We start from the raw sequence: 21919 nt of genomic DNA, 5'->3' as shown, positions 1-21919 counted from the left end.
GCAGGGTTTCTTTTTTGTTCAGTCGAGCTTCACGCCGGCGGCCGCGATGATCTTTCCCCAACGGTCGCTTTCCGCGCGCGACAGCTTGTAGAAGTCCTGCGGCGTTCCGGGCAGCGCCTCGAAGCCGAAGTCCGCGAACAGCTTCACCACCTTCGGTGCCTTCATTGCCTTGTGCAGCTCGCTGTTGAGCCGCGCCACCGCTTCGGGCGGCATGCCGGCCGGGCCGATCAGGCCGTGGAAGGCGTAGGCGTTGACGTCGCTGAAACCGGCCTCCACGAAGGTCGGCACCTCGGGCAAGGCGCTCGCGCGCTGCGGCAGCGCGATGGCCAGCACCCGCACCTTGCCCGACTTGATGATGGGCAGGCCCGAGGCCAGGTCCAGCATCATCACCGGCACCTGGCCGCCCATCACGTCGGTCATGGCGGGCGCGGCGCCCTTGTACGGCACGTGCGTGATCGTCAGGCCCGCCTTCTGCTTGAAGAGTTCCATCGCCATGTGGTGCGGCGAGCCGTTGCCGGGCGAGGCGTAGCTCACCTTGTCGGGGTTGGCCTTCACGTAGCGCACGAACTCCGCCACGGTCTTGGCGGGAAAGTCGGGGTGCACCACCAGCGCCACCGGGAAGCGGCCGATGGTGCCGATGTAGGTGAAGTCGCTCGCGGGCTTGTACGGCAGCTTGACGAACATGTGCTCGTTGAAGAGCAGCGCCGCGTTCTCGGCCTGCATGACCGTGTAGCCGTCGGGCCTGGCCTGCATCATCACGGACACGCCGATGTTGGTCGACGCACCGGGCCGGTTGTCGATGATGAGCGGCTGCCCGAGCGACGGCTGCATCGCCTCGGCCAGCGTGCGCGCGAGGTTGTCGGTGCCGCCGCCGGCCGAGTAGGGCACGATCCACTTGATCGGCTGGCTGGGGTAGGCGGCCGGCTGCGCCGACGCGAAGGTGGCGCTCGCCAGCGCGAGCGCCGCGGCCATCAGGGGAAGGAATCGCTTCATCGTCTCTTGTCTCCGTTGCTTGTCTCGGTTCAGGTCATTCGCCGCGCAAGACCTGCCAGAGCTCGCGGTCGCGCTCGGCGGTCCAGACCACGGGGTGCTCGATGCCGCGAAGCTCGTCGTAGGCGCGCGACACGTCGAAGGGCAGCACGTGCTGGAACACGGGCCAGCTGCCGAAGCGCGGTGTCATCGCCGCGTCGGCGCGCGCGAAGCAGCCGCGCAGTGTTTCGCCTGCGGCGATGCCGGCCTTCACGCTGTCGAGCAGCGTGGAGAGAAAGGCCTTGGTGAGGTCGATGGCCTCCGCGCAGGCCGCTTCGTTCTGCAGCACCGCGCCCCGCCCCGGCACCAGCACGCGCGGGTTCAGCGCCCGCACCGCGTCGAGCGTGCCGGCCCAGTCGCCGATGTAGGCATCGCCCGCGTACACGCCGCAGTGGTTCTCGACCACGTCGCCCGAGAACAGCACGCCGCAGTCGGGCAGCCAGGCCACCGTGTCGCCGCTCGAATGGCCGCGACCCAGCGCCATCAGCCGCAGCTCGCGGCCCGTGCCCGGGCGAGGGCCGAGCCACAGGCTCATTTCGCCGGCGAAGCTCATCGTCGGAAAGGTCAGCCCCGGGATTTCCTCCACGCCCGCGAACAGGCGCGGAAAGCGACCGACCTCCGAATCGAAATCGGCCTGCCCGCGCGTGCGGATCCAGTCGAGCGTGCCGTTGCTTGCGACGATCTGTTCCACCTCGTCGAAGGCGCTCGCGCCCATCACGCGCACTGCGTGGTAATGCGTGAGCACGATGGTCTTGACGGGCTTGTCGGTCACCGTGCGGATGGCCGCGAGAAAGTCACGCGCCATGCGCGGCGTGGGGCGCGTGTCGATCAGCACCACCTGCTCGTCGCCGACGACGAAGCCGCAGTTGGGGTCGAAGTCGCTGATGTAGCCGTAGGCGCCGGGCGCGAGCTCGCGCAGCTGCGGCTTCTGCTCGCGGGTGTCGGAAGCGGAAGCGAAGGAGACGGAAGTGGTCATGGGGCGTGGGGGGTCGTGGGGTCTTGCGCGGCCGCTGCCGCATGGATGCAGGCGAGCAGCACGTCCTGGTCGGCGCACTGGTTGGCCAGCAGCAGCACCAGGCGGGCGTTGAGGTCGGCGCTCTGCGCGCCAGTGCGGCCTTCGTGCGCGGCGAGCAGCGCTGCGTAGAAGCCGTCGGGATCGGGGATGCGGGGTTCGGTGATCATGGGGGCGGGCGGTGTGCGAGCGCGGTGCGCAAGGCAGAGGCGATGGCTTCGGGCGTGGCGTTCTGCAGCACGGCGGCGCGGTAGGCATCGGGCCGCACCAGCGCGAAGCCGCCTGCGCCGTCGATGCCGAGATGGGCGGCGAGTTGGTCGTCGGCTTGCAGCGCGGGCAGGCCGCTGTCGCCGCCCACGGCCAGCAGGCGCAGCGGCAGCGAAGCCGTGGCCTCGAGCGCCGCTTCGGCCTGCGCACGTGTGGGCGCGAACCACAGGCCGATGCATTGCGTGCCTTCGGCCAGCAGCTGCATCAACGTCGTCCCATGCCCATCGGCCCAGCGCAGCGGCAGGTTCTGCACGGTGCGCGCGCCCTCGGGCAAATGCGGCGCGGCCGGGTAGGCGTTGGCGACCGACATGCGCCCCGTGTTCACCAGCGCGCGTGCGAACGGATACCGCGCCGCCAGCGCCACCACCGCGCGGCGCAGCGTGTGTTCGGCCGGCGAGCGCGGCGCAAGAAAGCGCGCCGAGCGGCTCGTCACCTGCAGGTTCTCTTTCGCGGCGGGTTGGCGCTCCGCGTCGTAGCTGTCGAGCAGCGCATCGTCGGCCTGGCCTTGCGCGACCAGCGCGAGCTTCCAGCCGAGGTTGGCCGCGTCCTGGATGCCGCTGTTGCCGCCGCGCGCGCCGAACGGGCTCACCACGTGCGCCGCATCGCCGATGAAGAACACCGGGCCGTGCCGGAAGCTGTCGAGCAGGTGGTCGCGGTAGCCGTAGGGCCCGATCCACACGAACTCGAACGCCACGTCGGGTCCGAGCTGCTCGCGCAGCCGCGCGCCCGCCACCTCGGGCCGGCTGATGGCGACCGTGTCGCAGTCCTCGGGCATCTGGTAGTCGATGCGCCACACGCCGTCGGCCATCAGGTGCTGCCACACGCCGCGGCCTTCGTTGAAGGGCGCGTCGACCCAGGTCCAGCGCTCGGTGGGCAGCGGCTTCTTGAAGCGCACGTCGCTGATGCACCAGCGGTCGGTGCTGCGCGAGGCATGGGCCTCGATGCCGAGCTGCGTGCGGATCAGGCTGTTGGCGCCGGCCGCGTCGATCAGCCGGTCGGCCTCGATCGTGTAGCTGCCGGCGGGCGTCTCGATGTCCAGGCGCACGCCGTCGGCCAGCGGCTGCACGCGCGTCACGCGGCTCTTCCACCGCACGTCGGTCACGCCCAGTTCGAGGATGCGCTCGACCAGGAACCACTCGACGTAGAACTGCTGCAGGTTGATGAACGGCGGCTGCCTGGAGACGCTCGCGGCCTGCAGGTTGAAGTTGTAGACCTCCTCGTCGCCCGAGAAGGTGCGCCCGAACGACCAGGTGATTCCCTTGGCCGCGATGCGCTCGTAGACGCCCAGGCGCTCGAAGATCTCCAGGCTCTTCTGCGCGTAGCAGATGCCGCGCGACGACGCGCCGCGCACGCCGACGGTGTCGTCCTCGTCGAGCAGCACGGCCCGCACGCCGCGCTGCGCCAGGTCGCAGGCCAGCGTGAGGCCGGAAGGCCCGGCGCCGACGATGACGATCGGGTGGCGCACGACCTTCGTGTTCCCCAGTTCGGGCGGGGGCGTGAAGGGCCAGGCCGGCAGCTCGTAGGCCGGTGCGAAGGCAAAGGTTTCCATGTTTCTTCTACAGCGCGTGCGCGAATTCGGCGATGGCGTCGGCCGCCTTCGGGACCAGTTCGGGTTGCCCCGCGAGGTAGTGGTTGCCGCCCACGATGTCGACGTTGCGGATGCGCGAGCCGCCCGCGGCCATCCACGCGTCGCGCGTGCTCGGGAACGTCGACTGGTCGCCCGTGTAGGTCAGCAGCAGCTTGGGCACCGTGGTGCGCGCGAGGTTGGTCGGCCCGTCGGCCTGCGAGCGCGACGACCATTGCGAGAGAAACGCCGTCAGCGACGTGGTGCGCCCCATGGCGTTGGCCGAGTAGTTCACCTGCCGCGCATCGCCCCACACGCTGCCGGGCAGCCGGTCGTTCGCATCCAGCGAGAGGTCCACGCAGCGCGGATCGGCGTGCGTGCGGTAGACGATGAAGGTCTGGTCGCGCGGCGCGCCCGCTGTGCTGCGCAGCAGCGCGAGGCGCTCGACGCACCACTGCTCGATGCGGTCCAGCCGCGCCTTCTGCGCCGCGCTGAAGCGCGCCAGGAAGTCGCTGTCGTAGGGCATGCGGTGGCGCGGGTCGTACATGTCGAGGTCGGGGTCCACCGACAGCGGGTCGTGCTCGTCGGTGACCGAGGGGTCGATCCAGTCGCGCATCAGCCGCGTGCGGCCCAGGTGCGCGGCGCACAGCGCGATGCCGTCCACCGGCGGCAGGTCGTTCGGGTGCAGGTGCGTCGCGTCTCCGTCGGGCAGGTGGGTGGCGGTGAGTTGTTCGGCCTGCGCCTGGTAGAAGGCCGCGAGCGCGGCGCCGCCCGAGTTGCCGACGAGAAATACCTTCTCGTAGCCGGCTTCGCGCAAGTGCCGCACGCCGGCGCCCAGGTCCTGGATGGCGCGCTCCATCAGCAGCACCGTGTCGTTGCCCACGAAGCGCGAGTTCAGCCCCATGCAGCAGACGCCGCGCTCGGCCAGCGGGCCGATCAGGTAGTGGCCCATGAAGTTGCTGGTGGGGTGCATCACGATCGCCGCCACCTTCTTCGGCCCCTGTGGGGCCCGGAAGGCGCCGTAGATGCGCGGGCGCAGCATCTGCAGGCCCGACTGGCTTTCCATCGCCGCGCCGGGCTTCACGTCGATGACGGCGAGTTGCAGTTCAGACATGCGATGCGCCCTTCTTCGCTGCACGCAGCTCGGCCTTGCGCGCTGTCCATGCATCGAGGTCGGCACGGGCGCGCAACGCATGTGCGTCCATCTCGGCTTGCGGCACGGTGGGCGTGGTCAGTTCCACGCGGATGCCGTTGGGGTCGAAGAAGTAGATCGACTCGATGATGTGGTGGTCGGTCACCCCCAGCACCTCGACGCCCGCGCCTTCGAGCCGCGCCTTGGCGGCTTGCAGGTCGGCCACCGAATCGACGCGCAGCGCGATGTGGTTCACCCACGCAGGCGTGTTGGGCGAGGGCAGCGCCGCGGTGTCGTCGCCCAGGTCGAAGAAGGCGATGTACGAACCGTCGCGCATCTGAAAAAAGATGTGCACGTAGGGGCAGTACTCGCCCGTGCTCGGCACGTGGTCGCTCTTGATCACGTGGGCCAGTGGCAGGCCCAGCAGGTCTTCGTAGAAGCGGCGGGTTTCCTCGCTGTCGCGGCAGCGCCAGGCGAAATGGTGCAACCCGCGGATGGGCGGGGGTGCCGTGTGGGCAGTTGTCGTCGTCGGCATGGGTGTCTCCGTTCAGCCGCGATTGGGCGACGACGCGTCTTATGATGCAATCGAAATTAATTCATCGATTGATGAAATAACCATATATATGAACCTGACCCTGCGCCAGCTGCGCGCCTTCGCAGCCGTGGCCGAAACCGGCAGCTTCACCGCCGCGGCACAGCAGCTGCACCTCACGCAGTCGGCGCTCAGCGTGCTGGTGCGCGAACTCGAACGCGAGATGGGCGTGCAGCTGCTCGACCGCAACACCCGCAGCGTGCAGCTGTCGGAGGCCGGGCGTGAGTTCCTGCCTTCGGTGCACCGGCTGCTCGGCGATCTTGCGGGTGCGGTGGCCGGCGTTACCGATCTGCGTGACAAGAAGAAAGGGGTGTTGCGGCTTGCCGCGCCGCAGCTCATGGCCTGCACGCTGATGCCGCGCGTGATCGCGGCCTACCGCGAGAGCTACCCCGACGTCGATGTGCGCCTGGCCGACACGCTGCCCGAGCACCTGCTCGCGGGCGTGATGGCCGGCGACGTCGAACTCGCCGTGGGGCAGGACGTGGCGGTCGACGGTGCCATCGATCGCCGCACGCTGTTTCGCGACCGCCACTGGCTGATCTGCCCGCCGGACCATGCCTTCGCCAAGCGCCGCAAGGTGCGCTGGCACGAGCTGGGGCCTTACACCTTCATCGCCCCCACGCGCGACTTCCGCCAGCGCGTGCTGCCCGAGCTGGGCCCGGCCGAGCGCGCGTACATGCTGCGCGCCGGCACGCAGGAGGTGTCGTACATGACCACAGCGCTCGGCATGGTGGCCTCGGGGCTCGGGCTCACGGTGTGCCCGACCTACTCCGCCTCGCTGGTGCGCGCCCACGGCCTGCAGATGGTGCGGCTCGAGTCGCCCGACTTCCACCGCGAGGTGTGCGTCTACAGTGCGGCGCGGCGCAGCCTGTCCCCGGCGGCGGCGAGCTTCGTCGAGATCCTCGAAGGCTTCGCCAAAGCCCAGCCAGGGCGTTGAGCAAGGGCTGAAAAGCATCGGGCCGGCGCAAGAGGCGCACAGTGCCACGAGGGCGCCAAACCTACAATGCAGGCCGACCCGTCTTCCACCTACTCCAGATCCATGAACGTCATTCGATTCACCGACCTCTGCGCACAGGGCAAAGCCGCCGGCCGGCGCGTTTTCATCCGTGCCGACCTCAACGTGCCGCAGGACGACGCCGGCCACATCACCGAAGACACGCGCATCCGCGCCTCGGTGCCGTGCATCCAGCTCGCGCTCGATGCCGGCGCGGCCGTGATGGTCACCTCGCACCTGGGCCGGCCGACCGAAGGCGAGTTCAAGCCCGAAGACTCGCTGGCCCCCGTGGCCAAGCGTCTGGGCGAGCTGCTCGGCCGCGAAGTGCCGCTGGTCGCCAACTGGGTCGACGGCGTCGACGTCAAGCCCGGCCAGGTCGTGCTGCTCGAGAACTGCCGCGTCAACAAGGGCGAGAAGAAGAACGACGAGGCGCTGTCCAGGAAGCTGGCCGCGCTCACCGACATCTACGTGAACGACGCCTTCGGCACGGCCCACCGCGCCGAAGCCACCACCTACGGCATTGCGCAGTTCGCCAAGATTGCCGCCGCCGGTCCGCTGCTGGCGGCCGAGATCGACGCCATCACCAAGGCGCTGGCGCAACCCAAGCGCCCGCTGGTGGCCATCGTGGCGGGCTCCAAGGTCAGCACCAAGCTCACCATCCTCAAAAGCCTGTCGGCCAATGTGGACCAGCTGATCGTCGGCGGCGGCATCGCCAACACCTTCATGCTGGCCGCCGGACTGAAGATCGGCAAGTCGCTGGCCGAGCCCGACCTGGTCGACAACGCCAAGGCCGTGATCGAGGCCATGCGCGCGCGCGGCGCCGACGTGCCGATTCCGGTGGACGTGGTCACGGCCAAGACCTTCGCCGCCGATGCGCTCGCCACCGTCAAGGACGCCAATGACGTGGCGGACGACGACCTGATCCTGGACATCGGCCCCAAGACCGCCGCCATCCTGGCCGCGCAACTGCGCGAAGCCGGCACCATCGTCTGGAACGGCCCGGTGGGCGTGTTCGAGTTCGACGCCTTCGCGGGCGGCACCAAGGCCATCGCGCAAGCCATTGCAGAGAGCAGCGCGTTCTCGATCGCCGGTGGCGGCGACACGCTTGCGGCCATCGCCAAGTACGGCATCGAAAAGCAGGTCGGCTACATCTCGACCGGCGGCGGCGCCTTCCTCGAGGTGCTGGAAGGCAAGACCCTGCCGGCCTTCGAAATCCTGGCCAAACGCGCGGCCGGTTGACCGGCGGTGCGGCGGACGCGCGACGAAAGCCCGTCAGGGTGACTTCCGTCAGACACACAAAGTGTATACAGTAGCGAATACAAAACGGAGACTACCCTCATGAGCACGGACCGCATCCCCCGCCACGCCACCAAGATCGTTGCCACGCTCGGTCCGGCGTCCAGCACACCGGAACTGCTGGAACAGATGATCCAGGCCAAGGTCAGCGTGGTGCGCCTGAACTTCAGCCACGGCACGGCGCAGGACCACATCGACCGCGCGGTCATGGTGCGCGAAGCCGCCCGCAAGATGGGCCGCGAAGTGGCCATCATGGCCGACCTGCAAGGCCCGAAGATCCGCGTGGGCAAGTTCGCGCAGGGCAAGGTCTGGCTGGAGCCGGGCGCCAAGTTCGTGCTGGACGCCTCGCGCACCGAACCCGGCGACGTCGACGCCGTGGGCCTGGACTACAAGGACCTGCCGCGCGACGTGAAGCCCGGCGACAAGCTGCTGCTGAACGACGGCCTCATCGTGCTCACGGTGGACGGCGTCAAGGGCGAGGCGGTGCACACCACCGTCAAGCTCGGCGGCGAGCTGTCGAACAACAAGGGCATCAACAAGCAGGGCGGCGGCCTCACGGCGCCCGCGTTGACCGCCAAGGACATGGAAGACATCAAGACCGCGATGAGCTTCCAGGCCGACTACGTGGCCGTGAGCTTCCCCAAGAACGCCACCGACATGGAAATGGCGCGCCAGCTGTGCAACGTGGCCGCGGCCGAGTTCGGCCACAAGCCCGGCATGATCGCCAAGATCGAGCGTGCCGAGGCGATTCCCAAGCTCGAAGAGATCCTGCGCGCCAGCGACGGCATCATGGTCGCCCGCGGCGACCTCGCCGTTGAAGTCGGCAACGCCGCCGTGCCGGCGCTGCAGAAGAAGATGATCCGCATGGCGCGCGACATGGACAAGGTGGTCATCACCGCGACCCAGATGATGGAGTCGATGATCACCAACCCCGTGCCCACCCGCGCCGAGGTGAGCGACGTGGCCAACGCCGTGCTCGACGGCACCGACGCCGTGATGCTCTCGGCCGAAACGGCCTCGGGCCGCTATCCGCTGGAAACCGTGCAGGAGATGAGCCGCATCTGCGAGGCGGCCGAAATCGCCGAAGACAAGACGCTGGACGCCGACTTCAGCGGCAAGACCTACAGCCGCATCGACCAGTCGATCGCGATGGGCGCGCTGTTCACGGCCCACCACCTGGGCGCCAAGGCCATCGTGGCGCTCACCGAGTCGGGCTCCACCATGCTGTGGATGAGCCGCCACCGCGCGCACATTCCCATGTACGCGCTGACCTCGCGCCTGGCCACGCAGCGCAAGATGGCGCTGTACCGCAACGTGCGCCCGCTGCTGATGGACTCGCAGACCGACCGCGACACCGCGCTCGAACAGGCCGAAGCCCATCTGAAGAAGCGCGGCATCGTGCAGAGCGGCGACGTCTACGCCATCACCTGCGGCGAGCCGATGGGCGCCCCGGGCGGCACCAACATGCTCAAGATCTGCCGCGCCAGCTGACGGGTACTTTCACGAAACACCGCGGAACCGGCTTTGCCGGGCCGCAGGTGTTGCCCCCGGCGAGGGGGTTGGCGAAGCGACACGAAGTGCGCGCAGCCTGGGGGAGTGCCAATTTCTAGCCGTTGCGAAAGAGGAAGCTGTAGGCGTTCAGGGCGGGCACACCGCCCAGGTGCGCATACAGCACCTTCGAGCCGGCCGGAAACTCCCCGAGCCGCACCTTCTCGATCATCCCGTGCATCGACTTGCCCTCGTACACGGGGTCGGTCAGCATGCCCTCCATGCGTGCGCAGAGGCGAATCGCCTCCAGCGTGCCCTCGTTCGGCAGCCCGTACTCGGGCCCGCCGAAGCGCCGGTCCAGCACCACGTCCTTGTCGGTGATGTCGCGGCCCAGCCCCACCAGCTCGGCCGTGCCCTTGGCGATGCGCACGATCTGCTCGAAGGTCTGCTGCGGCTTGGCCGAGGCGTCGATGCCGATCACGCGGTCGGCACGGCCGTCGGCCGCGAAGCCCACCACCATGCCGGCCTGCGTGCTGCCGGTGACCGAGCAGGTCACGATGTAGTCGAACTTGAAGCCCAGCTCGGCCTCCTGCTGGCGCACTTCTTCCGCAAAGCCCACGAAGCCCAGGCCACCGCGCGGATGCTCCGAGCAGCCCGCCGGAATCGGGAACGGCTTGCCGCCGGCCTTGCGCACGTCGGCCATCGCTTCTTCCCAGCTCTTGCGGATGCCGATGTCGAAGCCCGCCGCGTCCAGCCGCACGTCGGCGCCCAGGATGCGCGACATCTCGATGTTGCCGACCCGGTCGTACAGCGCGTCGGAGTAGTTGACCCAGTTCTCCTGCACCAGCACGCACTTCAGCCCGAGGTGCGCCGCCACCGCGGCCACCTGGCGCGTCTGGTTCGACTGGATGCCGCCGATGGACACCAGGGTGTCGTAGCCGCCTTCGAGCGCCTCGGGAATCAGGTACTCCAGCTTGCGCGTCTTGTTGCCGCCGAAGGCCAGGCCGCTGTTGCAGTCCTCGCGCTTGGCGTACAGCTCGACCTCGCCGCCCAGGTGCGCGCTCAGGCGCTTCAGGGGGTGGATCGGCGTGGGGCCGAAGGTCAGTGCGTGACGGGGAAACTTCTTCAGGTTCATGGTGCGGCTCCAAGGGGTTGAAGCCTTGAATCGTAGGAAGAAGGGCTCGCAACGTGCTTGCGAAGTTGTCTGGCTTCCCGAAGGAAAAAAAGGCACGATGGCAAAAGCCATCACTTTCAAGCCGAGGAAAAAGGAATGAGCACAACAAAATTGCGTTCTCCCCCGGAGCTCGACCGCACCGACCGCGCCATCCTTCGCGCCCTGCAGCGCGACGCCTCGCTGTCGAACGTGGCGTTGGCCGCCAAGGTCAACCTCAGCGCCGCCGCCTGCCTGCGCCGCGTGGAGCGGCTCAAGGTCTCGGGGCTCATCAAGGCCATCGTCGCGCTGCTGGACCCCGACGCGCTCGACGTCGGCATGCTCGTGATGATCGGCGTGGTGCTCGACCGCTCCACGCCAGACTCCTTCGCCGACTTCGAGAAAGCCGCGCAGAAGGTCTCGGGCTGCCTCGAATGCCACGTGGTGACCGGCGAGTTCGACTACTTCATGCTCGTGCGCACGCGCGACAACGACAGCTTCAACCGCCTGCACGCCGAGCAGCTGCTGTACCTGCCGGGGGTGCGGCAGATCCGCACCTTCGTCGTTCTGAAGCAGGTGCTGTCGACCACGCAGCTTCCCATCTGACGAAACCGGTCGGCCACTGCATGCGTACTGGTGCGATGAGCTTTCCCACCTTCGCCACCGCTTTCCACTCCCTTCGCCGGCGCCGCAGCGCCTTCGTCACCGCCTTCACCGTCACCGCCGCCGCCGTGCTGTCGGCCTGTTCGCCGGTCAAGGTGCTCAACGGGCTGGTGCCCGCCGACACCTACCAGTTCCAGGGCGACATCGGCTACGGCCAGGCGCCGCGCCAGGTGCTCGACGTGTACCAGCCGCTGCCGTCCACCCGGCCGGCACGCGGTTCGCGCCCACTGGTGGTGTTCTTCTTCGGCGGCACCTGGACCCACGGCGACCGCGCCAGCTACAAGTTCGTCGGCGAGGCGCTGGCCGCGCGCGGCGCGGTGGTGGTGGTGCCCGACTACGGGCTGTCGCCGGCCTTGACCTACCCGGTGTTCGTGCGCGACAGCGCGCTGGCCGTCAAATGGGCGCTCGACAACGCCGCGCAGCTCGGTGCCGACCCGAAGCAGGTCTACGTGATGGGCCACAGCTCGGGCGGCTACAACGCCGCGATGGTGGCGCTGGACGATCGCTGGCTCGGCGAGGTGGGCGCCAGCCCGAAGCAGCTGGCCGGCTGGATAGGCCTGGCCGGCCCCTACGACTTCCTGCCCATCGGCGACCCGCAGGCGCAGGCGGCTTTCAACTGGCCGAACACGCCGCGCGACTCGCAGCCGCTGGCGCATGTCACTGCGGCGTCGCCGCGCGCGCTGCTCATGGCGGCCTCGAAGGACAACCTGGTCTACCCCGACCGCAACACCGGCCAGATGGCCGCCGCGCTGCGCACTGCGGGCGTGCCGGTGGAGGTCAAGCTGTTCGACAACCTGAGCCACGTCACGCTGATCGGCGCCTTCGCCAAGCCGATCCAGTGGCTGGGCGGGCCGGTTCTGCCGCCGGTCCTGGGTTTCCTCGGGCTGGCGTCGGTGCCGTCCCACAATTAGGGTGAGGGGGGTCTCGGTAGAATTGCGGCAGTTTTCTCTCGTCTTTCCGCCTTCTTCTTTCCCTAATTCCCGCGAGGTATTTCCCTATGGCTCTCGTCTCGATGCGCGAACTGCTCGACCATGCCGCAGCCAATGGCTACGGCATTCCGGCCTTCAACGTCAACAACCTCGAACAGGTCCAGGCCGTCATGGAGGCCGCCAAGGAAATCGGCGCGCCGGTCATCCTGCAAGCCAGCGCGGGTGCGCGCAAGTACGCCGGTGAAGCCTTCATCAAGCACCTGATCCAGGCCGCCATCGAGCAGTATCCGAACATTCCGCTGGTGATGCACCAGGACCACGGCCAGAACCCCGACGTGTGCAAGGGCGCCATCGACCTGGGCTTCAGCTCGGTCATGATGGACGGCTCGCTCGAGGCCGACGGCAAGACCATCGCCAGCTACGAGTACAACGTGGACGTCACCAAGAAGGTGTCCGACATGGCCCACCGCCTGGGCGTGACCGTCGAAGGCGAGCTCGGCTGCCTCGGCTCGCTGGAGACCATGAAGGGCGACAAGGAAGACGGCCACGGCACCGACGACACCATGACACGCGAGCAGTTGCTCACCGACCCCGAGCAGGCCGCCGACTTCGTCAAGCGCACCCAGATCGACGCACTGGCCATTGCCATCGGCACCAGCCACGGCGCCTACAAGTTCACGCGCGAGCCCACCGGCGACATCCTGGCGATCGACCGCATCAAGGAAATCCACCGCCGCATTCCCAACACCCACCTGGTGATGCACGGCTCGTCGAGCGTGCCGCAGGAGCTGCTGGCCATCATTCGCCAGTACGGCGGCGACATGAAGGAAACCTACGGCGTGCCCGTGAAGGAAATCCAGGAAGCCATCAAGCACGGCGTGCGCAAGATCAACATCGACACCGACATCCGCCTGGCCATGACCGGCGCGGTGCGCAAGTTCCTGGCCGAGCACCCCGACAAGTTCGACGCCCGCGAATGGCTCAAGCCCGCGCGCGAAGCCGCCAAGCTGATCTGCAAGCAGCGCTACATCGAGTTCGGCTGCGAAGGCCAGGGCGCCAAGATCAAGGGCGACACGCTGCAGGTGGTTGCCGCCCGCTACGCCAAGGGCGAGCTGGCGCAGGCCGTGGTCTGACAACTTCCGCGTGAATCGAAGGCCACCGTTCGCGGTGGCTTTTTTCTGCGCGCACAATCCGCTTTCACCGTCTTTTCGTTTCCGTCGTTTTTCACCGCATCTGCCCCATGACCACCGTCCACACCTCCTCCATCCAGAGCCTGCCCCTGCTTGCGCGCGGCAAGGTGCGCGACAACTACGCCGTCGGCGAAGACCGCATCCTGATGGTCGCGAGCGACCGGCTCAGCGCCTTCGACGTGATCATGGGCGAGCCCATTCCCGGCAAGGGCGAGATCCTCACGCAGATGGCGCTGTGGTGGTTCGAGCGGCTCGGCCAGCTCTGCCCCAACCACCTGACCGGCGACGCGCCCGAGAGCGTGGTCACGGCCGACGAAGTGCCACAGGTCACCCAGCGCTCCATGCTGGTCAAGCGCCTGAAGCCGATTCCGGTGGAGGCCGTGGTGCGCGGCTACCTGGCCGGCAGCGGCTGGAAGGAATACCAGGAAACCCAGTCGGTCTGCGGCGTGCCGCTGCCCGAGGGCCTGACCAACGCGAGCAAGCTGCCGCGCCCGATCTTCACGCCCGCCGCCAAGGCCGCGGCCGGCGAGCACGACGAGAACATCACCTACGACCGCGTGGTGGAAATCGTCGGCCCCAAGCTGGCCCAGCAGATCCGTGAGACCAGCATCGCCATCTACGAGACCGCCGCGCAGATCGCCTTGGCCAAGGGCATGATCATTGCCGACACCAAGTTCGAGTTCGGCCTGGACGAGGCCGGCACGCTGGTGCTGATGGACGAGGTGCTCACGCCCGACAGCTCGCGCTACTGGCCGGTGGAGGGCTACCAGGCCGCCCTGGCCGCTGGGACCAATCCGCCGAGCTACGACAAGCAGTTCGTGCGCGACTGGCTCGAAGCCACCAAGATCAACGGCAAGCCCTGGGACAAGACGCCCCCGGCGCCGCGCCTGCCGGCCGAGGTCATCGAGAAGACGGCCGCCAAATACCGCGAGGCGCTGGAGCGGCTGACCGGCTGACCCGGCGTTCTCTTCAAAAGCAAAGACCGGCCGAGGCCGGTCTTTTTTCGTTTCAGCGGCCGCCGCCGATGAGCAACGCCACCGTCCGCCCACGCGCATCCAGCAGCGCCAGCCGGCCCGGGCCTGCCAGGCTGTAGCTCGCGGTGCTCTGCAGCGCGGAGATGAACTGCGCCTCGTTGGCCCCGCGCGCAGGGTCGAGGCAGGCCATGCGGGTCGCGGCCATCTGTCCGATCTTCAGCGCACTGCCCGCGCGCGTGAAGGTGCCCGAGATGCGATTGCAGCCGCCCGAACCGCTGACGCGGCCGCTGCTGCGGTCGAACTGGACCTGCGCCTCGCCGCCCGGCGCGACGGGCTCGTCGCCCAGCTGGACCAGCCGCCAGGCCGGGCCTTCGATCGGCTCGTCGAGGCTGATGCCGCTGCCGCAACCGGTCAAGGCCGTCAGCAAAGCCGCCGTTGCGAGGGCGGGAAGCGCTGTACCGCGGGAGAAGCGTGCGAGGCGGGCGAAGGAGCGCATGGCCGGTCTTTCCTTTTCGATCTGCAACAAGTTGAATCGGGCGTGATCGTATGCGAGCGCGTCTAGCTCGCCAATGCCACGCCACCGGCCAGCCGGGCCTTCACGCAGCGCCGCACGCTGTCGGGCGTGTCGTCGCGCGCGAGCAGCGCGGGCCAGTCGGCCTGTGCCTGGCGCACGGTGTCCTTGGCGATGGTCATCAGCCGCGCGGGGCGCAGCAGGCCCGCCGAGCGCAGCAACGCGTCGAGCGCGTCCCAGTCGAAGGCGCGCAGCTTGGCGTCGATGGCGCGGTTGACCCCGTAGTCCGAAGGCGGCACGTCCTCGAAGAAGGCCGCCACGCAGACGGGGTCGTAGAGCGGCGCGAGCACCGGAGCCACGCCGTCGGGGTAGCGCAGCGCCCAGTTCTTCAGGTGCGCGTCGCTGTTGCCCAGCAGGATGAACGCCACGATGCGCCGAACGCATTCGCGCACGTCGGCCACCGGGTTCGGCGACAGCCGGTCGAGCACGCGCAGCATGGCGGGCCAGTCGACGGCGAGGCCGCGCCCGTATTTCTGGCGCGGCTCGTACTGCAACACCTGCGCGAACTCTTCCATGTGAATGCGCCCGCCGTCGGCCGTGCGGTCGAAACGGCGCACGGCGAGGAGCTGAGTGAACGGCACCTGCTCGGGCAGGTCCGCATCGGCGCGACCGATGACGCTGGCCTCGGCGCAGTCCAGGCCCAGCGCGCCGCACAGGCGGTAGCCGGTGAACTCGTTGTCGACCAGGTCGGGGTGGCGCGTGGTCGGCAGCTTGAGGATGAAGGAGCCCGCCGCGCCATGGCGCTTGACCACGTAGCGCCGGCCGTCCTGCACGGCGGAGAACTTGGTCACCACGCCGGGCAGGGCGGCGGCATCTTCCACCGGCATTTCGACGAATCCCGGTTCCAGCACGTCGAGCCCGAGCGCCGTGTGCCAGTGGCGCACGGTGTCGGGAATGCCTTCGGCCGCGGGCACGGGCTCGACCTCGAGCGCGCCCATCAGGTCGTGGCCGGCGGCGGCCAGCAGCTCGAACTCATCGTCGGCGCTGCAGCCGCGCTGCTGGGCCAGGCGCTCGCGGTTGTGGCCTTCGGGCAGCAGGTTCTGGAAGTAGGTGGGCCAGTGCCGGTCGCCGCGCGAGACGCGAGCGTCGCGGGCCGAGGCGAGGATGGCGCGGGTGGCGGCCTCGTCGGCGCCGCGGTAGGCCAGGGAGAGCGTCGGGCGCCCGGCGTCGCCGATGTAGGCGTCGTCGAACGACACGCGCAGGATGTCGCCGTACTGCGAGAGATAGCCGACGGCGCGCCGTCCGCCGTCCGGTGCGTGCAGGGACATCCGCAGGTAGCGGATGCCGGTGTTGAATGCGGCGGCTGTGCTCACCGCCCTTCGTCGGCCAGGCTCTGTGCGATGGAGGGCGGCGCGCCCACGCCCGCCGGTTGGCCCAGCAGGCGGCCGCCCGAACGCACGAAGTCTTCCAGTTGCGGGCGCAACGCGGCGGGCACGGTCATCAATTCGAGTCCCAGCACGCGCGCCATCTCGAGCAGGGTGGACAGGCGTGGATCGATCTGGCCGCTTTCGATGCGCTGCACCGTCATGCGCGACAGGCCTGCCTGGGTCGCCAGTGCTTCCTGGCTCCAGCCCCCTGCCTTGCGCGCGCTTGACAGTTCTTCGATGACTTGGCTCATTGAAATATGCTTTTCTTCAAAAAAGAGTAGCAATCTTAGCTATGCGAGAACCGTTGGGCAACTCACAGACGCAAAAAAAGCGACCTGAAGGTCGCTTTTCATTGAATTTGAGCGCCCAAAGGCGCATTGGCAAAAATCAGCTCAGCACCACGCTGCTGAGCCGGCGCCGGTAGGTGGCCACCACCGGATCGTCCGGCGGAATCTGGCCGTCGGCGACCTTCACCTTGGGCGGCTCGATCACGTCGAGGATCGCGATGTAGGTCTTGCGGGCGAGCTCTTCGCTCCAGGACTTGTCGCGCATCAGGATGTCGAGCAGCTCGTCCATGGCGTCGGTCCATCGCTGCGCGGCCATCAGCAGGCGGGCACGGGCGAAACGGGCGTCGAAGTCGCGCTTGTTGGCGGCAATTTGGGCCTCGAAATCGGTCATCGCGGGCGCCACGCCTGCGGGTGGTGCTGCGAAATCGATAGCATCCATCCAGCGCTGCAGCGCGTCGAAGCGGCGCACCAGGCCGGTCTTGGCGATCACCGGCGCGAAGGCGACCTTGGCGTCGTCGAGGCGGCCTTCCAGCAGCAGCAGCTTGATGTAGTCGAAGCGGGCGTCGTCGTTGGCGGGGTCGGTGGCCACGGCGTGCTGCAGCTTCTCGAGCGCGCCCTGGGTGTCGCCCTCGGCCAGCGCGTCCTGTGCCGCGGCTTCTTCGGACGCGGCTTGCGCCTCGTCGGCGCCGGGCACATGCTTGTCGAGGAACTCGCGGATCTTCTCGGCCGGAATGGCGCCGACGAAGCCGTCCACCGGCTGGCCGTCCTTGAACATCACGCAGAACGGAATGCTGCGCACGCCGAACATTTCAGACAGCTGCGAGGAAATCTGCGGCACCTTGTCGGCGTCGAGCTTGGCCAGCGTGAAGCGCCCGGCGTATTCGACCTCGAGCTTTTCGAGCACCGGCCCGAGCTGTTTGCACGGTCCGCACCATTCGGCCCAGATGTCCAGCAGCACCGGCGTGGCGACGGAGCCTTCGACCAGTTCGGCCTGAAAATTTTCGAGAGTGATGTCGATCATCGGAACCAGCTGGGGGTGAAACGTAAAATTGAAACCATGAACGAAACCATTCAGGTCGGTGTAGTGATGGGCTCGAGCTCCGATTGGGAGACGATGCGCAACGCGGTCGAGATTCTCCAGCAATTCGGAATCAGCCACGAAGCAAAGGTGGTCTCGGCCCACCGGATGCCCGATGCGCTCTTTGCGTACGCCGAAAGCGCCGCGGGGCGCGGGCTCACCGCGATCATCGCGGGCGCGGGGGGCGCGGCCCACCTGCCGGGCATGCTGGCGTCCAAGACCACGGTGCCGGTGCTCGGCGTGCCGGTGGCCAGCCGGCACCTGCAGGGCGTCGATTCGCTCTACAGCATCGTGCAGATGCCCAAGGGCGTGCCGGTGGCCACCTTTGCCATCGGCAACGCCGGCGCGGCCAACGCGGCGCTGTTCGCGGTGGCGATGCTGGCGGTGAACGACCCGGCGCTGCGCGCGCAGCTCGACGCCTTCCGCACGGCGCAGACCGCCGCCGCCGAAGCCATGACGCTGCCGCCGGCCCCGGTTCGCGCCGGCGAGGCCGCGCCGGTCTCCCCCTTCTCGCCGCAAGGCGGAGGTGCCCTGTGAGCGGCCATGAAGGCGATCTGCCGGTTCTTCCGGGCGCCACGCTCGGGGTGCTCGGGGGCGGCCAGCTGGGGCGCATGTTCGTGCACGCCGCCCAGCGCATGGGCTACTTCACGGCGGTGCTCGACCCCGACGCCGACAGCCCCGCCGGCCGCGTGAGCCACCACCACATCCACACCGACTACGACGACGTCGACGGCCTGGCCCGCCTGGCCGGGCTCGCCGACGCGGTGACGACCGAGTTCGAGAACGTGCCCGCGCCCTCGCTGGAGCACCTGGCGGTGGCCCGCCCGGTGTCGCCCGCCGCTTCGGCCATCGCCATCGCGCAGGACCGCATCGCCGAGAAGGCGCACTTCACGCGCTGCGGCGTGCCCTGCGCGCCCTATGCGGCCATCGAAACGGCCGCGCAGCTCGCCGCCGTCGACGACGGCCTGCTGCCCGGCATCCTGAAGACCGCGCGCCTGGGCTACGACGGCAAGGGCCAGCAGCGCGTGAAGACACGCGCCGAGCTGGTCGAGGCCTGGCAGGCCACGGGCTGCGTCCCCTGCGTGCTCGAGAAGATGCTGCCGCTCGAGTTCGAATGCTCGGTGATCCTGGCGCGCGGGCGCGACGGCCAGATCGTGCACTTTCCGCCGCAGCGCAACCTGCACCGCGACGGCATCCTGGCCGTGACCGAGGTGCACGCGCAGAACATGCCCAAGACGGTGGCGCAGGGCGCGGTCAATTCCGCGAAGAGCATTGCCAACGGCCTGGACTACGTGGGCATGCTGTGCGTGGAGTTCTTCGCGCTGGCCGACGGCTCGCTGGTGGTCAATGAAATGGCCCCGCGCCCGCACAACAGCGGCCACTACACGATGGAAGCCTGCGACGTGTCGCAGTTCGAGCTGCAGGTGCGCACGCTCGCCGGCCTGCCGCTGGTCGCGCCGCGCCAGCACAGCCCGGCCATCATGCTCAACCTGCTGGGCGACCTGTGGTTCGTGCAGGGAGGTGACACCCCCGTCACGCCGCGCTGGAGCGAGGTGCTCGCGCTGCCCGGCGCCCACCTGCACCTGTACGGCAAGGTCGACCCGCGGCGCGCCCGCAAGATGGGCCACCTGACCTTCACCGGCGCCACGCTCGACGGCGTGCGCGCCGCCGCGTCGCAGGCCGCGTTGCTGCTGGGCCTGCCCGCGGTGACCACCGCCGACCTCGCATGATCCTGGACGGGCGCTCGCCCCAGGCCATCGACGCCATTGCCGAAGCCGCGCGCGTGCTGCGCGCGGGCGGCCTGGTCGCTTTCCCGACCGAGACCGTGTACGGCCTGGGCGCCGATGCCACCAGCGACATGGCGGTTGCCGGCATCTTCAAGGCCAAGGGACGGCCTTCGGACCACCCGCTGATCGTCCACGTGGCGGCCGGCATCAAGGGCACCGAGGCGCTGTCGCGCTTCGCCCAGCCGCTGCCGCTGTTCGCGCAGAAGCTGGTGCAGGTCTTCTGGCCCGGCCCGCTCACGCTGATCGTCACGCGCCAGCCCGGCGTGGGCGCTGCCGCCGCGGGCGGGCAGGACACCATCGGCCTGCGCTGCCCTTCGCATCCGGTGGCGCAGGCGCTGCTCGAGGCCTGCGCCGAGCTGGGCGTGCCCGGCGTCGCGGGGCCCAGCGCCAACCGCTTCGGCCGCGTCAGCCCGACCACCGCGCAGCATGTGCACGACGAGTTCGGAGACGACCTGCTCGTGATCGACGGTGGCGCGTGCGAGGTGGGCATCGAGTCGACCATCGTCGACTGCAGTCGCGGCGCGCCGGTGCTGCTGCGCCCGGGCGTCATCACGCGCGCGCAGATCGAGGCCGCCTGCGGCGAGAAGCTCAGCGACCGCGACGTGCTCGACACGCCCGACCCGCGCGCCTCGGGCACGCTGGAGGCGCACTACGCCCCCAATGCCAAGGTGCGGCTGATGGATGCCAAGACTCTCCAGGCCGGGCTCGACGTGCTGGGCGCCAACGCGGCGCACATCGCCGTGTGGGCCCGCGCCCCGATGCGCACCCGCTCGCAGCGCCTGCTGCTGCGGCGCATGCCCGACGACGCGGCGGCCAGCGCGCAGCAGCTGTTCGCCGTGCTGCGCGAGTTCGACGCGCAGGGCGCCAAGCTGATCTGGATCGAAACCCCGCCCGACACGCCCGAGTGGGAAGGCGTGAAGGACAGGCTGCAACGAGCGTCGGTGGCCTGATCCAGGAACACCGGGGAACCGGCTTTGCCGGGCCTCAGGTGTTGCCCCAGGTAGGGGGGAGGAGCAGCGACACGAAGTGCGCGCAGCCTGGGGGCGGGCCCTGACCCCGGTCAGCCGCCGGCCGCCAGCACGCCCTGGAAGAACCCGCGCGCCGCCGCCAGGCAGAACGGCGGCGCCAGCGTGCCGTGGTACGCCAGCGTGACCGCCTGGGCCTTGTCCGCCGCGCTGCCCGTCGTGCTCTGCACCAGCGACGCCTTGGCCTGCGCGAAGCCGGCGCGCGCCGTCGCATACGCGTCGACCGCGGCCGAGTCCTCCAGGTCGACCACCGTCAGCGCGGCGGCCGGCATGCCCTTGGCGCGGAAGTAGCCGGCGGTGGCGCGGGTGCTGACGAAGTTCACCGTCGGGTCGTTGGCGCCGCCGCACATCAGCACCGGCCTGGCGGGCACCCAGTTGCGCAGGTCGTTGGCCACGGCCGCCTTGCGGAAACCCGTGGACGGCGTGCAGCCCAGCGGCGTGGCCGTGCTGAGCGAAGCTGCCGTGGCCGGCAGCGCATTGCCGGGGCAGGGGTTGGACTGGATGTCGGCGGCCGCCTGCGTCAGGTAGCTCTGGCGCACCAGGTTGTTGGCGCCGTAGAAGATCGCGAGCTGGCTGTTCACCGGCCCCGGCGTGGCATTGGCCGGGAACAGCGCCAGCTGCGGCAGCTTGCCCGAGCTGAACAGCGTGTCGGGCGCGAGGCTCGGCAGCAGGGTCTCGATGCCGCTGGCGTACTGCGCTTCGTACACGTCGCCAGGGGTGCCGTAGACATTGCCGAACTGCTGCTGCCAGCTGGTCGACAGCAGCGGCACGAACAGCGTGGCGCCCAGCGCCGGCCAGCCCTGGAAGGTGTAGTCGGTCAGCAGGCTGATGGCCGAGGGCGCCGACAGCGGGGCCGAGGCCGTCACCGTCCTGCCCGTGGCCTGCATCTCGCGGTGGGCCGCCATGGCCACGTAGCCGCCCTGCGAGTAGCCGGAGATGAACAGCGAGCCCGCGTCGTTCGCCCCGATGCTCGCGAAGGTCTTGCGCGCCGCGGTGAGCGCATCGACCATGTCCTTGCCCTGCTGGTCGCCGTTGAGGTAGGGGTGGTAGGGCAGCGTCGACTTGTCGTAGCCCGCGTAGTTGGGCGCCACCACGATGTAGCCCTGCGCCGCGAAGGTGGCCGCGATCAGCAGGCCCTCGCCGGCGGCGGCCTGCGTGCTGTCGGTCCACCTGGCCAGGTTGTAGTTGCGTGCCGCCGTGGTGCCGTGCGCATAGAGCACCACCGGCCGCTGGCCGCTGCAGGCCACGTCGGAGCCCGTGGGCACCATCACGGCGGCGGTGGCGTTGGTGGCCTCGTTCTTCGCGCCGACGGTGCGGTATTCGAGGTAGCGCATGTCGATGCCGCACTTGGGCGTGCCCGCGACCTGCAGCAGCGCGCTGCCCTGGGCGCTGGCCTGCAGGCTGGCCTTGAACTGGTCGGCCGTGAGATTGGCCGTCTGCTCGGGCGGGCTGGTGACCACCGAGCCCCGGCCGGTGTCGGCCGCGGGCAGCGGGGTCCCGACCCCCACCCCGATGCCGCCACCC

General features: G+C 69.1%; 22 protein-coding genes. 10 read left to right on the top strand and 12 right to left on the bottom strand.

The window, feature by feature from the left end:
* Positions 1 to 18 precede the first annotated feature (18 nt).
* Genes AC0IYU_RS02760 through AC0IYU_RS02735 form a run of 6 tightly spaced genes read right to left on the bottom strand, consistent with a single transcriptional unit; the run spans position 19 to position 5539 of the window.
* The gene (locus AC0IYU_RS02760) at positions 19 to 993 is read right to left on the bottom strand and encodes a Bug family tripartite tricarboxylate transporter substrate binding protein (protein WP_472112804.1); all 975 of its coding nucleotides are present in this window, start codon (positions 991 to 993) and stop codon (positions 19 to 21) included.
* Between the two features lie 34 nt (positions 994 to 1027).
* The gene (locus AC0IYU_RS02755) at positions 1028 to 2005 is read right to left on the bottom strand and encodes an MBL fold metallo-hydrolase (RefSeq protein ID WP_435487585.1); all 978 of its coding nucleotides are present in this window, start codon (positions 2003 to 2005) and stop codon (positions 1028 to 1030) included.
* Positions 2002 to 2211, bottom strand: a complete 210-nt coding sequence (locus AC0IYU_RS02750; RefSeq protein ID WP_472112801.1) for a DUF2783 domain-containing protein — start codon at positions 2209 to 2211, stop codon at positions 2002 to 2004. The genes AC0IYU_RS02755 and AC0IYU_RS02750 overlap by 4 nt, the downstream gene beginning before the upstream one ends.
* A complete protein-coding gene (locus AC0IYU_RS02745) occupies positions 2208 to 3857 on the bottom strand; it encodes an FAD-dependent oxidoreductase (protein WP_472112798.1) in 1650 nt (549 codons plus the stop codon). Before AC0IYU_RS02745 ends, AC0IYU_RS02750 begins: the two co-directional genes overlap by 4 nt.
* 7 nt (positions 3858 to 3864) lie before the next feature.
* Positions 3865 to 4986: an alpha/beta hydrolase gene (locus tag AC0IYU_RS02740; RefSeq protein ID WP_472112795.1), complete on the bottom strand. Its 1122-nt coding sequence runs from the start codon at positions 4984 to 4986 to the stop codon at positions 3865 to 3867.
* Entirely contained in the window at positions 4979 to 5539 is a 561-nt protein-coding gene (locus AC0IYU_RS02735) for a VOC family protein (protein WP_472112792.1), read from the bottom strand. The genes AC0IYU_RS02740 and AC0IYU_RS02735 overlap by 8 nt, the downstream gene beginning before the upstream one ends.
* Positions 5540 to 5627: 88 nt before the next feature.
* Here AC0IYU_RS02735 and AC0IYU_RS02730 point away from each other — a divergent pair, with 88 nt between their 5' ends.
* The 3 genes from AC0IYU_RS02730 (at position 5628) to pyk (ending at position 9377) form a co-directional block, all read left to right on the top strand.
* Positions 5628 to 6533, top strand: coding sequence for a LysR family transcriptional regulator (locus AC0IYU_RS02730; RefSeq protein WP_472112789.1), 906 nt, complete (start codon positions 5628 to 5630; stop codon positions 6531 to 6533).
* 102 nt (positions 6534 to 6635) lie between these two features.
* Positions 6636 to 7829, top strand: a complete 1194-nt coding sequence (locus AC0IYU_RS02725; RefSeq protein ID WP_472112786.1) for a phosphoglycerate kinase — start codon at positions 6636 to 6638, stop codon at positions 7827 to 7829.
* 99 nt (positions 7830 to 7928) lie between these two features.
* Positions 7929 to 9377 (top strand): pyruvate kinase, encoded by a 1449-nt coding sequence (pyk, locus tag AC0IYU_RS02720; RefSeq protein WP_472112783.1) that lies wholly within the window; start codon positions 7929 to 7931, stop codon positions 9375 to 9377.
* A 115-nt stretch (positions 9378 to 9492) separates the two neighbouring features.
* Here pyk and AC0IYU_RS02715 read toward each other — a convergent pair whose 3' ends face one another.
* The gene (locus AC0IYU_RS02715) at positions 9493 to 10509 is read right to left on the bottom strand and encodes a 1-aminocyclopropane-1-carboxylate deaminase (protein WP_435437447.1); all 1017 of its coding nucleotides are present in this window, start codon (positions 10507 to 10509) and stop codon (positions 9493 to 9495) included.
* A 135-nt stretch (positions 10510 to 10644) separates the two neighbouring features.
* On the opposite strand from AC0IYU_RS02715, the gene AC0IYU_RS02710 reads away from it, so the two are divergent.
* From AC0IYU_RS02710 to AC0IYU_RS02695, 4 genes are all read left to right on the top strand, one after another.
* On the top strand, positions 10645 to 11130 hold the full coding sequence (locus tag AC0IYU_RS02710; RefSeq protein WP_472112780.1) for an Lrp/AsnC family transcriptional regulator: 486 nt from the start codon (positions 10645 to 10647) through the stop codon (positions 11128 to 11130).
* 35 nt (positions 11131 to 11165) lie between these two features.
* A complete protein-coding gene (locus tag AC0IYU_RS02705; protein ID WP_472112777.1) occupies positions 11166 to 12098 on the top strand; it encodes an alpha/beta hydrolase in 933 nt (310 codons plus the stop codon).
* An 86-nt stretch (positions 12099 to 12184) separates the two neighbouring features.
* A complete protein-coding gene (fba, locus tag AC0IYU_RS02700; RefSeq protein WP_472112774.1) occupies positions 12185 to 13249 on the top strand; it encodes a class II fructose-bisphosphate aldolase in 1065 nt (354 codons plus the stop codon).
* Between the two features lie 107 nt (positions 13250 to 13356).
* The gene (locus AC0IYU_RS02695) at positions 13357 to 14262 is read left to right on the top strand and encodes a phosphoribosylaminoimidazolesuccinocarboxamide synthase (RefSeq protein ID WP_435487576.1); all 906 of its coding nucleotides are present in this window, start codon (positions 13357 to 13359) and stop codon (positions 14260 to 14262) included.
* Between the two features lie 52 nt (positions 14263 to 14314).
* Here AC0IYU_RS02695 and AC0IYU_RS02690 read toward each other — a convergent pair whose 3' ends face one another.
* The 4 genes from AC0IYU_RS02690 to AC0IYU_RS02675 form a co-directional block, all read right to left on the bottom strand.
* Positions 14315 to 14776, bottom strand: coding sequence for an META domain-containing protein (locus AC0IYU_RS02690; RefSeq protein WP_472112771.1), 462 nt, complete (start codon positions 14774 to 14776; stop codon positions 14315 to 14317).
* 62 nt (positions 14777 to 14838) lie between these two features.
* Positions 14839 to 16119, bottom strand: a complete 1281-nt coding sequence (locus AC0IYU_RS02685) for a type II toxin-antitoxin system HipA family toxin (RefSeq protein WP_472113617.1) — start codon at positions 16117 to 16119, stop codon at positions 14839 to 14841.
* Positions 16120 to 16160: 41 nt separating this feature from the next.
* Complete coding sequence (locus tag AC0IYU_RS02680) at positions 16161 to 16469, bottom strand: helix-turn-helix domain-containing protein (RefSeq protein WP_472112769.1); 309 nt, start codon at positions 16467 to 16469, stop codon at positions 16161 to 16163.
* Positions 16470 to 16605: 136 nt separating this feature from the next.
* On the bottom strand, positions 16606 to 17526 hold the full coding sequence (locus AC0IYU_RS02675) for a tetratricopeptide repeat protein (RefSeq protein ID WP_472112766.1): 921 nt from the start codon (positions 17524 to 17526) through the stop codon (positions 16606 to 16608).
* A gap of 36 nt (positions 17527 to 17562) precedes the next feature.
* On the opposite strand from AC0IYU_RS02675, the gene purE reads away from it, so the two are divergent.
* The 3 genes from purE to AC0IYU_RS02660 are packed head-to-tail and all read left to right on the top strand — an operon-like array spanning position 17563 to position 20320.
* Positions 17563 to 18120 (top strand): 5-(carboxyamino)imidazole ribonucleotide mutase, encoded by a 558-nt coding sequence (gene purE / locus AC0IYU_RS02670; protein ID WP_435487572.1) that lies wholly within the window; start codon positions 17563 to 17565, stop codon positions 18118 to 18120.
* Positions 18117 to 19313, top strand: a complete 1197-nt coding sequence (locus AC0IYU_RS02665; RefSeq protein WP_472112763.1) for a 5-(carboxyamino)imidazole ribonucleotide synthase — start codon at positions 18117 to 18119, stop codon at positions 19311 to 19313. The genes purE and AC0IYU_RS02665 overlap by 4 nt, the downstream gene beginning before the upstream one ends.
* Positions 19310 to 20320 carry an L-threonylcarbamoyladenylate synthase gene (locus AC0IYU_RS02660; RefSeq protein WP_472112760.1) on the top strand — a complete coding sequence of 337 codons (1011 nt, stop codon included), beginning with the start codon at positions 19310 to 19312 and terminating at the stop codon, positions 20318 to 20320. Before AC0IYU_RS02665 ends, AC0IYU_RS02660 begins: the two co-directional genes overlap by 4 nt.
* 110 nt (positions 20321 to 20430) lie before the next feature.
* On the opposite strand, the gene AC0IYU_RS02655 is transcribed toward AC0IYU_RS02660, so the two are convergent.
* On the bottom strand, positions 20431 to 21919 hold a 1489-nt coding region (locus AC0IYU_RS02655), incomplete at its 5' end, for an alpha/beta hydrolase family protein (RefSeq protein WP_472112758.1).

The organism is Variovorax sp. AC103 (assembly GCF_979254005.1).
This window is presented reverse-complemented; position numbering and strand designations above follow the sequence as displayed.

Coding starts and splice junctions, on each gene's coding strand:
- AC0IYU_RS02760 (WP_472112804.1), bottom strand. CDS start 993: ATGAAGCGATTCCTTCCCCTGATGGCCGCGGCGCTCGCGCTGGCGAGC.
- AC0IYU_RS02755 (WP_435487585.1), bottom strand. CDS start 2,005: ATGACCACTTCCGTCTCCTTCGCTTCCGCTTCCGACACCCGCGAGCAG.
- AC0IYU_RS02750 (WP_472112801.1), bottom strand. CDS start 2,211: ATGATCACCGAACCCCGCATCCCCGATCCCGACGGCTTCTACGCAGCG.
- AC0IYU_RS02745 (WP_472112798.1), bottom strand. CDS start 3,857: ATGGAAACCTTTGCCTTCGCACCGGCCTACGAGCTGCCGGCCTGGCCC.
- AC0IYU_RS02740 (WP_472112795.1), bottom strand. CDS start 4,986: ATGTCTGAACTGCAACTCGCCGTCATCGACGTGAAGCCCGGCGCGGCG.
- AC0IYU_RS02735 (WP_472112792.1), bottom strand. CDS start 5,539: ATGCCGACGACGACAACTGCCCACACGGCACCCCCGCCCATCCGCGGG.
- AC0IYU_RS02730 (WP_472112789.1), top strand. CDS start 5,628: ATGAACCTGACCCTGCGCCAGCTGCGCGCCTTCGCAGCCGTGGCCGAA.
- AC0IYU_RS02725 (WP_472112786.1), top strand. CDS start 6,636: ATGAACGTCATTCGATTCACCGACCTCTGCGCACAGGGCAAAGCCGCC.
- pyk (WP_472112783.1), top strand. CDS start 7,929: ATGAGCACGGACCGCATCCCCCGCCACGCCACCAAGATCGTTGCCACG.
- AC0IYU_RS02715 (WP_435437447.1), bottom strand. CDS start 10,509: ATGAACCTGAAGAAGTTTCCCCGTCACGCACTGACCTTCGGCCCCACG.
- AC0IYU_RS02710 (WP_472112780.1), top strand. CDS start 10,645: ATGAGCACAACAAAATTGCGTTCTCCCCCGGAGCTCGACCGCACCGAC.
- AC0IYU_RS02705 (WP_472112777.1), top strand. CDS start 11,166: ATGAGCTTTCCCACCTTCGCCACCGCTTTCCACTCCCTTCGCCGGCGC.
- fba (WP_472112774.1), top strand. CDS start 12,185: ATGGCTCTCGTCTCGATGCGCGAACTGCTCGACCATGCCGCAGCCAAT.
- AC0IYU_RS02695 (WP_435487576.1), top strand. CDS start 13,357: ATGACCACCGTCCACACCTCCTCCATCCAGAGCCTGCCCCTGCTTGCG.
- AC0IYU_RS02690 (WP_472112771.1), bottom strand. CDS start 14,776: ATGCGCTCCTTCGCCCGCCTCGCACGCTTCTCCCGCGGTACAGCGCTT.
- AC0IYU_RS02685 (WP_472113617.1), bottom strand. CDS start 16,119: ATGTCCCTGCACGCACCGGACGGCGGACGGCGCGCCGTCGGCTATCTC.
- AC0IYU_RS02680 (WP_472112769.1), bottom strand. CDS start 16,469: ATGAGCCAAGTCATCGAAGAACTGTCAAGCGCGCGCAAGGCAGGGGGC.
- AC0IYU_RS02675 (WP_472112766.1), bottom strand. CDS start 17,526: ATGATCGACATCACTCTCGAAAATTTTCAGGCCGAACTGGTCGAAGGC.
- purE (WP_435487572.1), top strand. CDS start 17,563: ATGAACGAAACCATTCAGGTCGGTGTAGTGATGGGCTCGAGCTCCGAT.
- AC0IYU_RS02660 (WP_472112760.1), top strand. CDS start 19,310: ATGATCCTGGACGGGCGCTCGCCCCAGGCCATCGACGCCATTGCCGAA.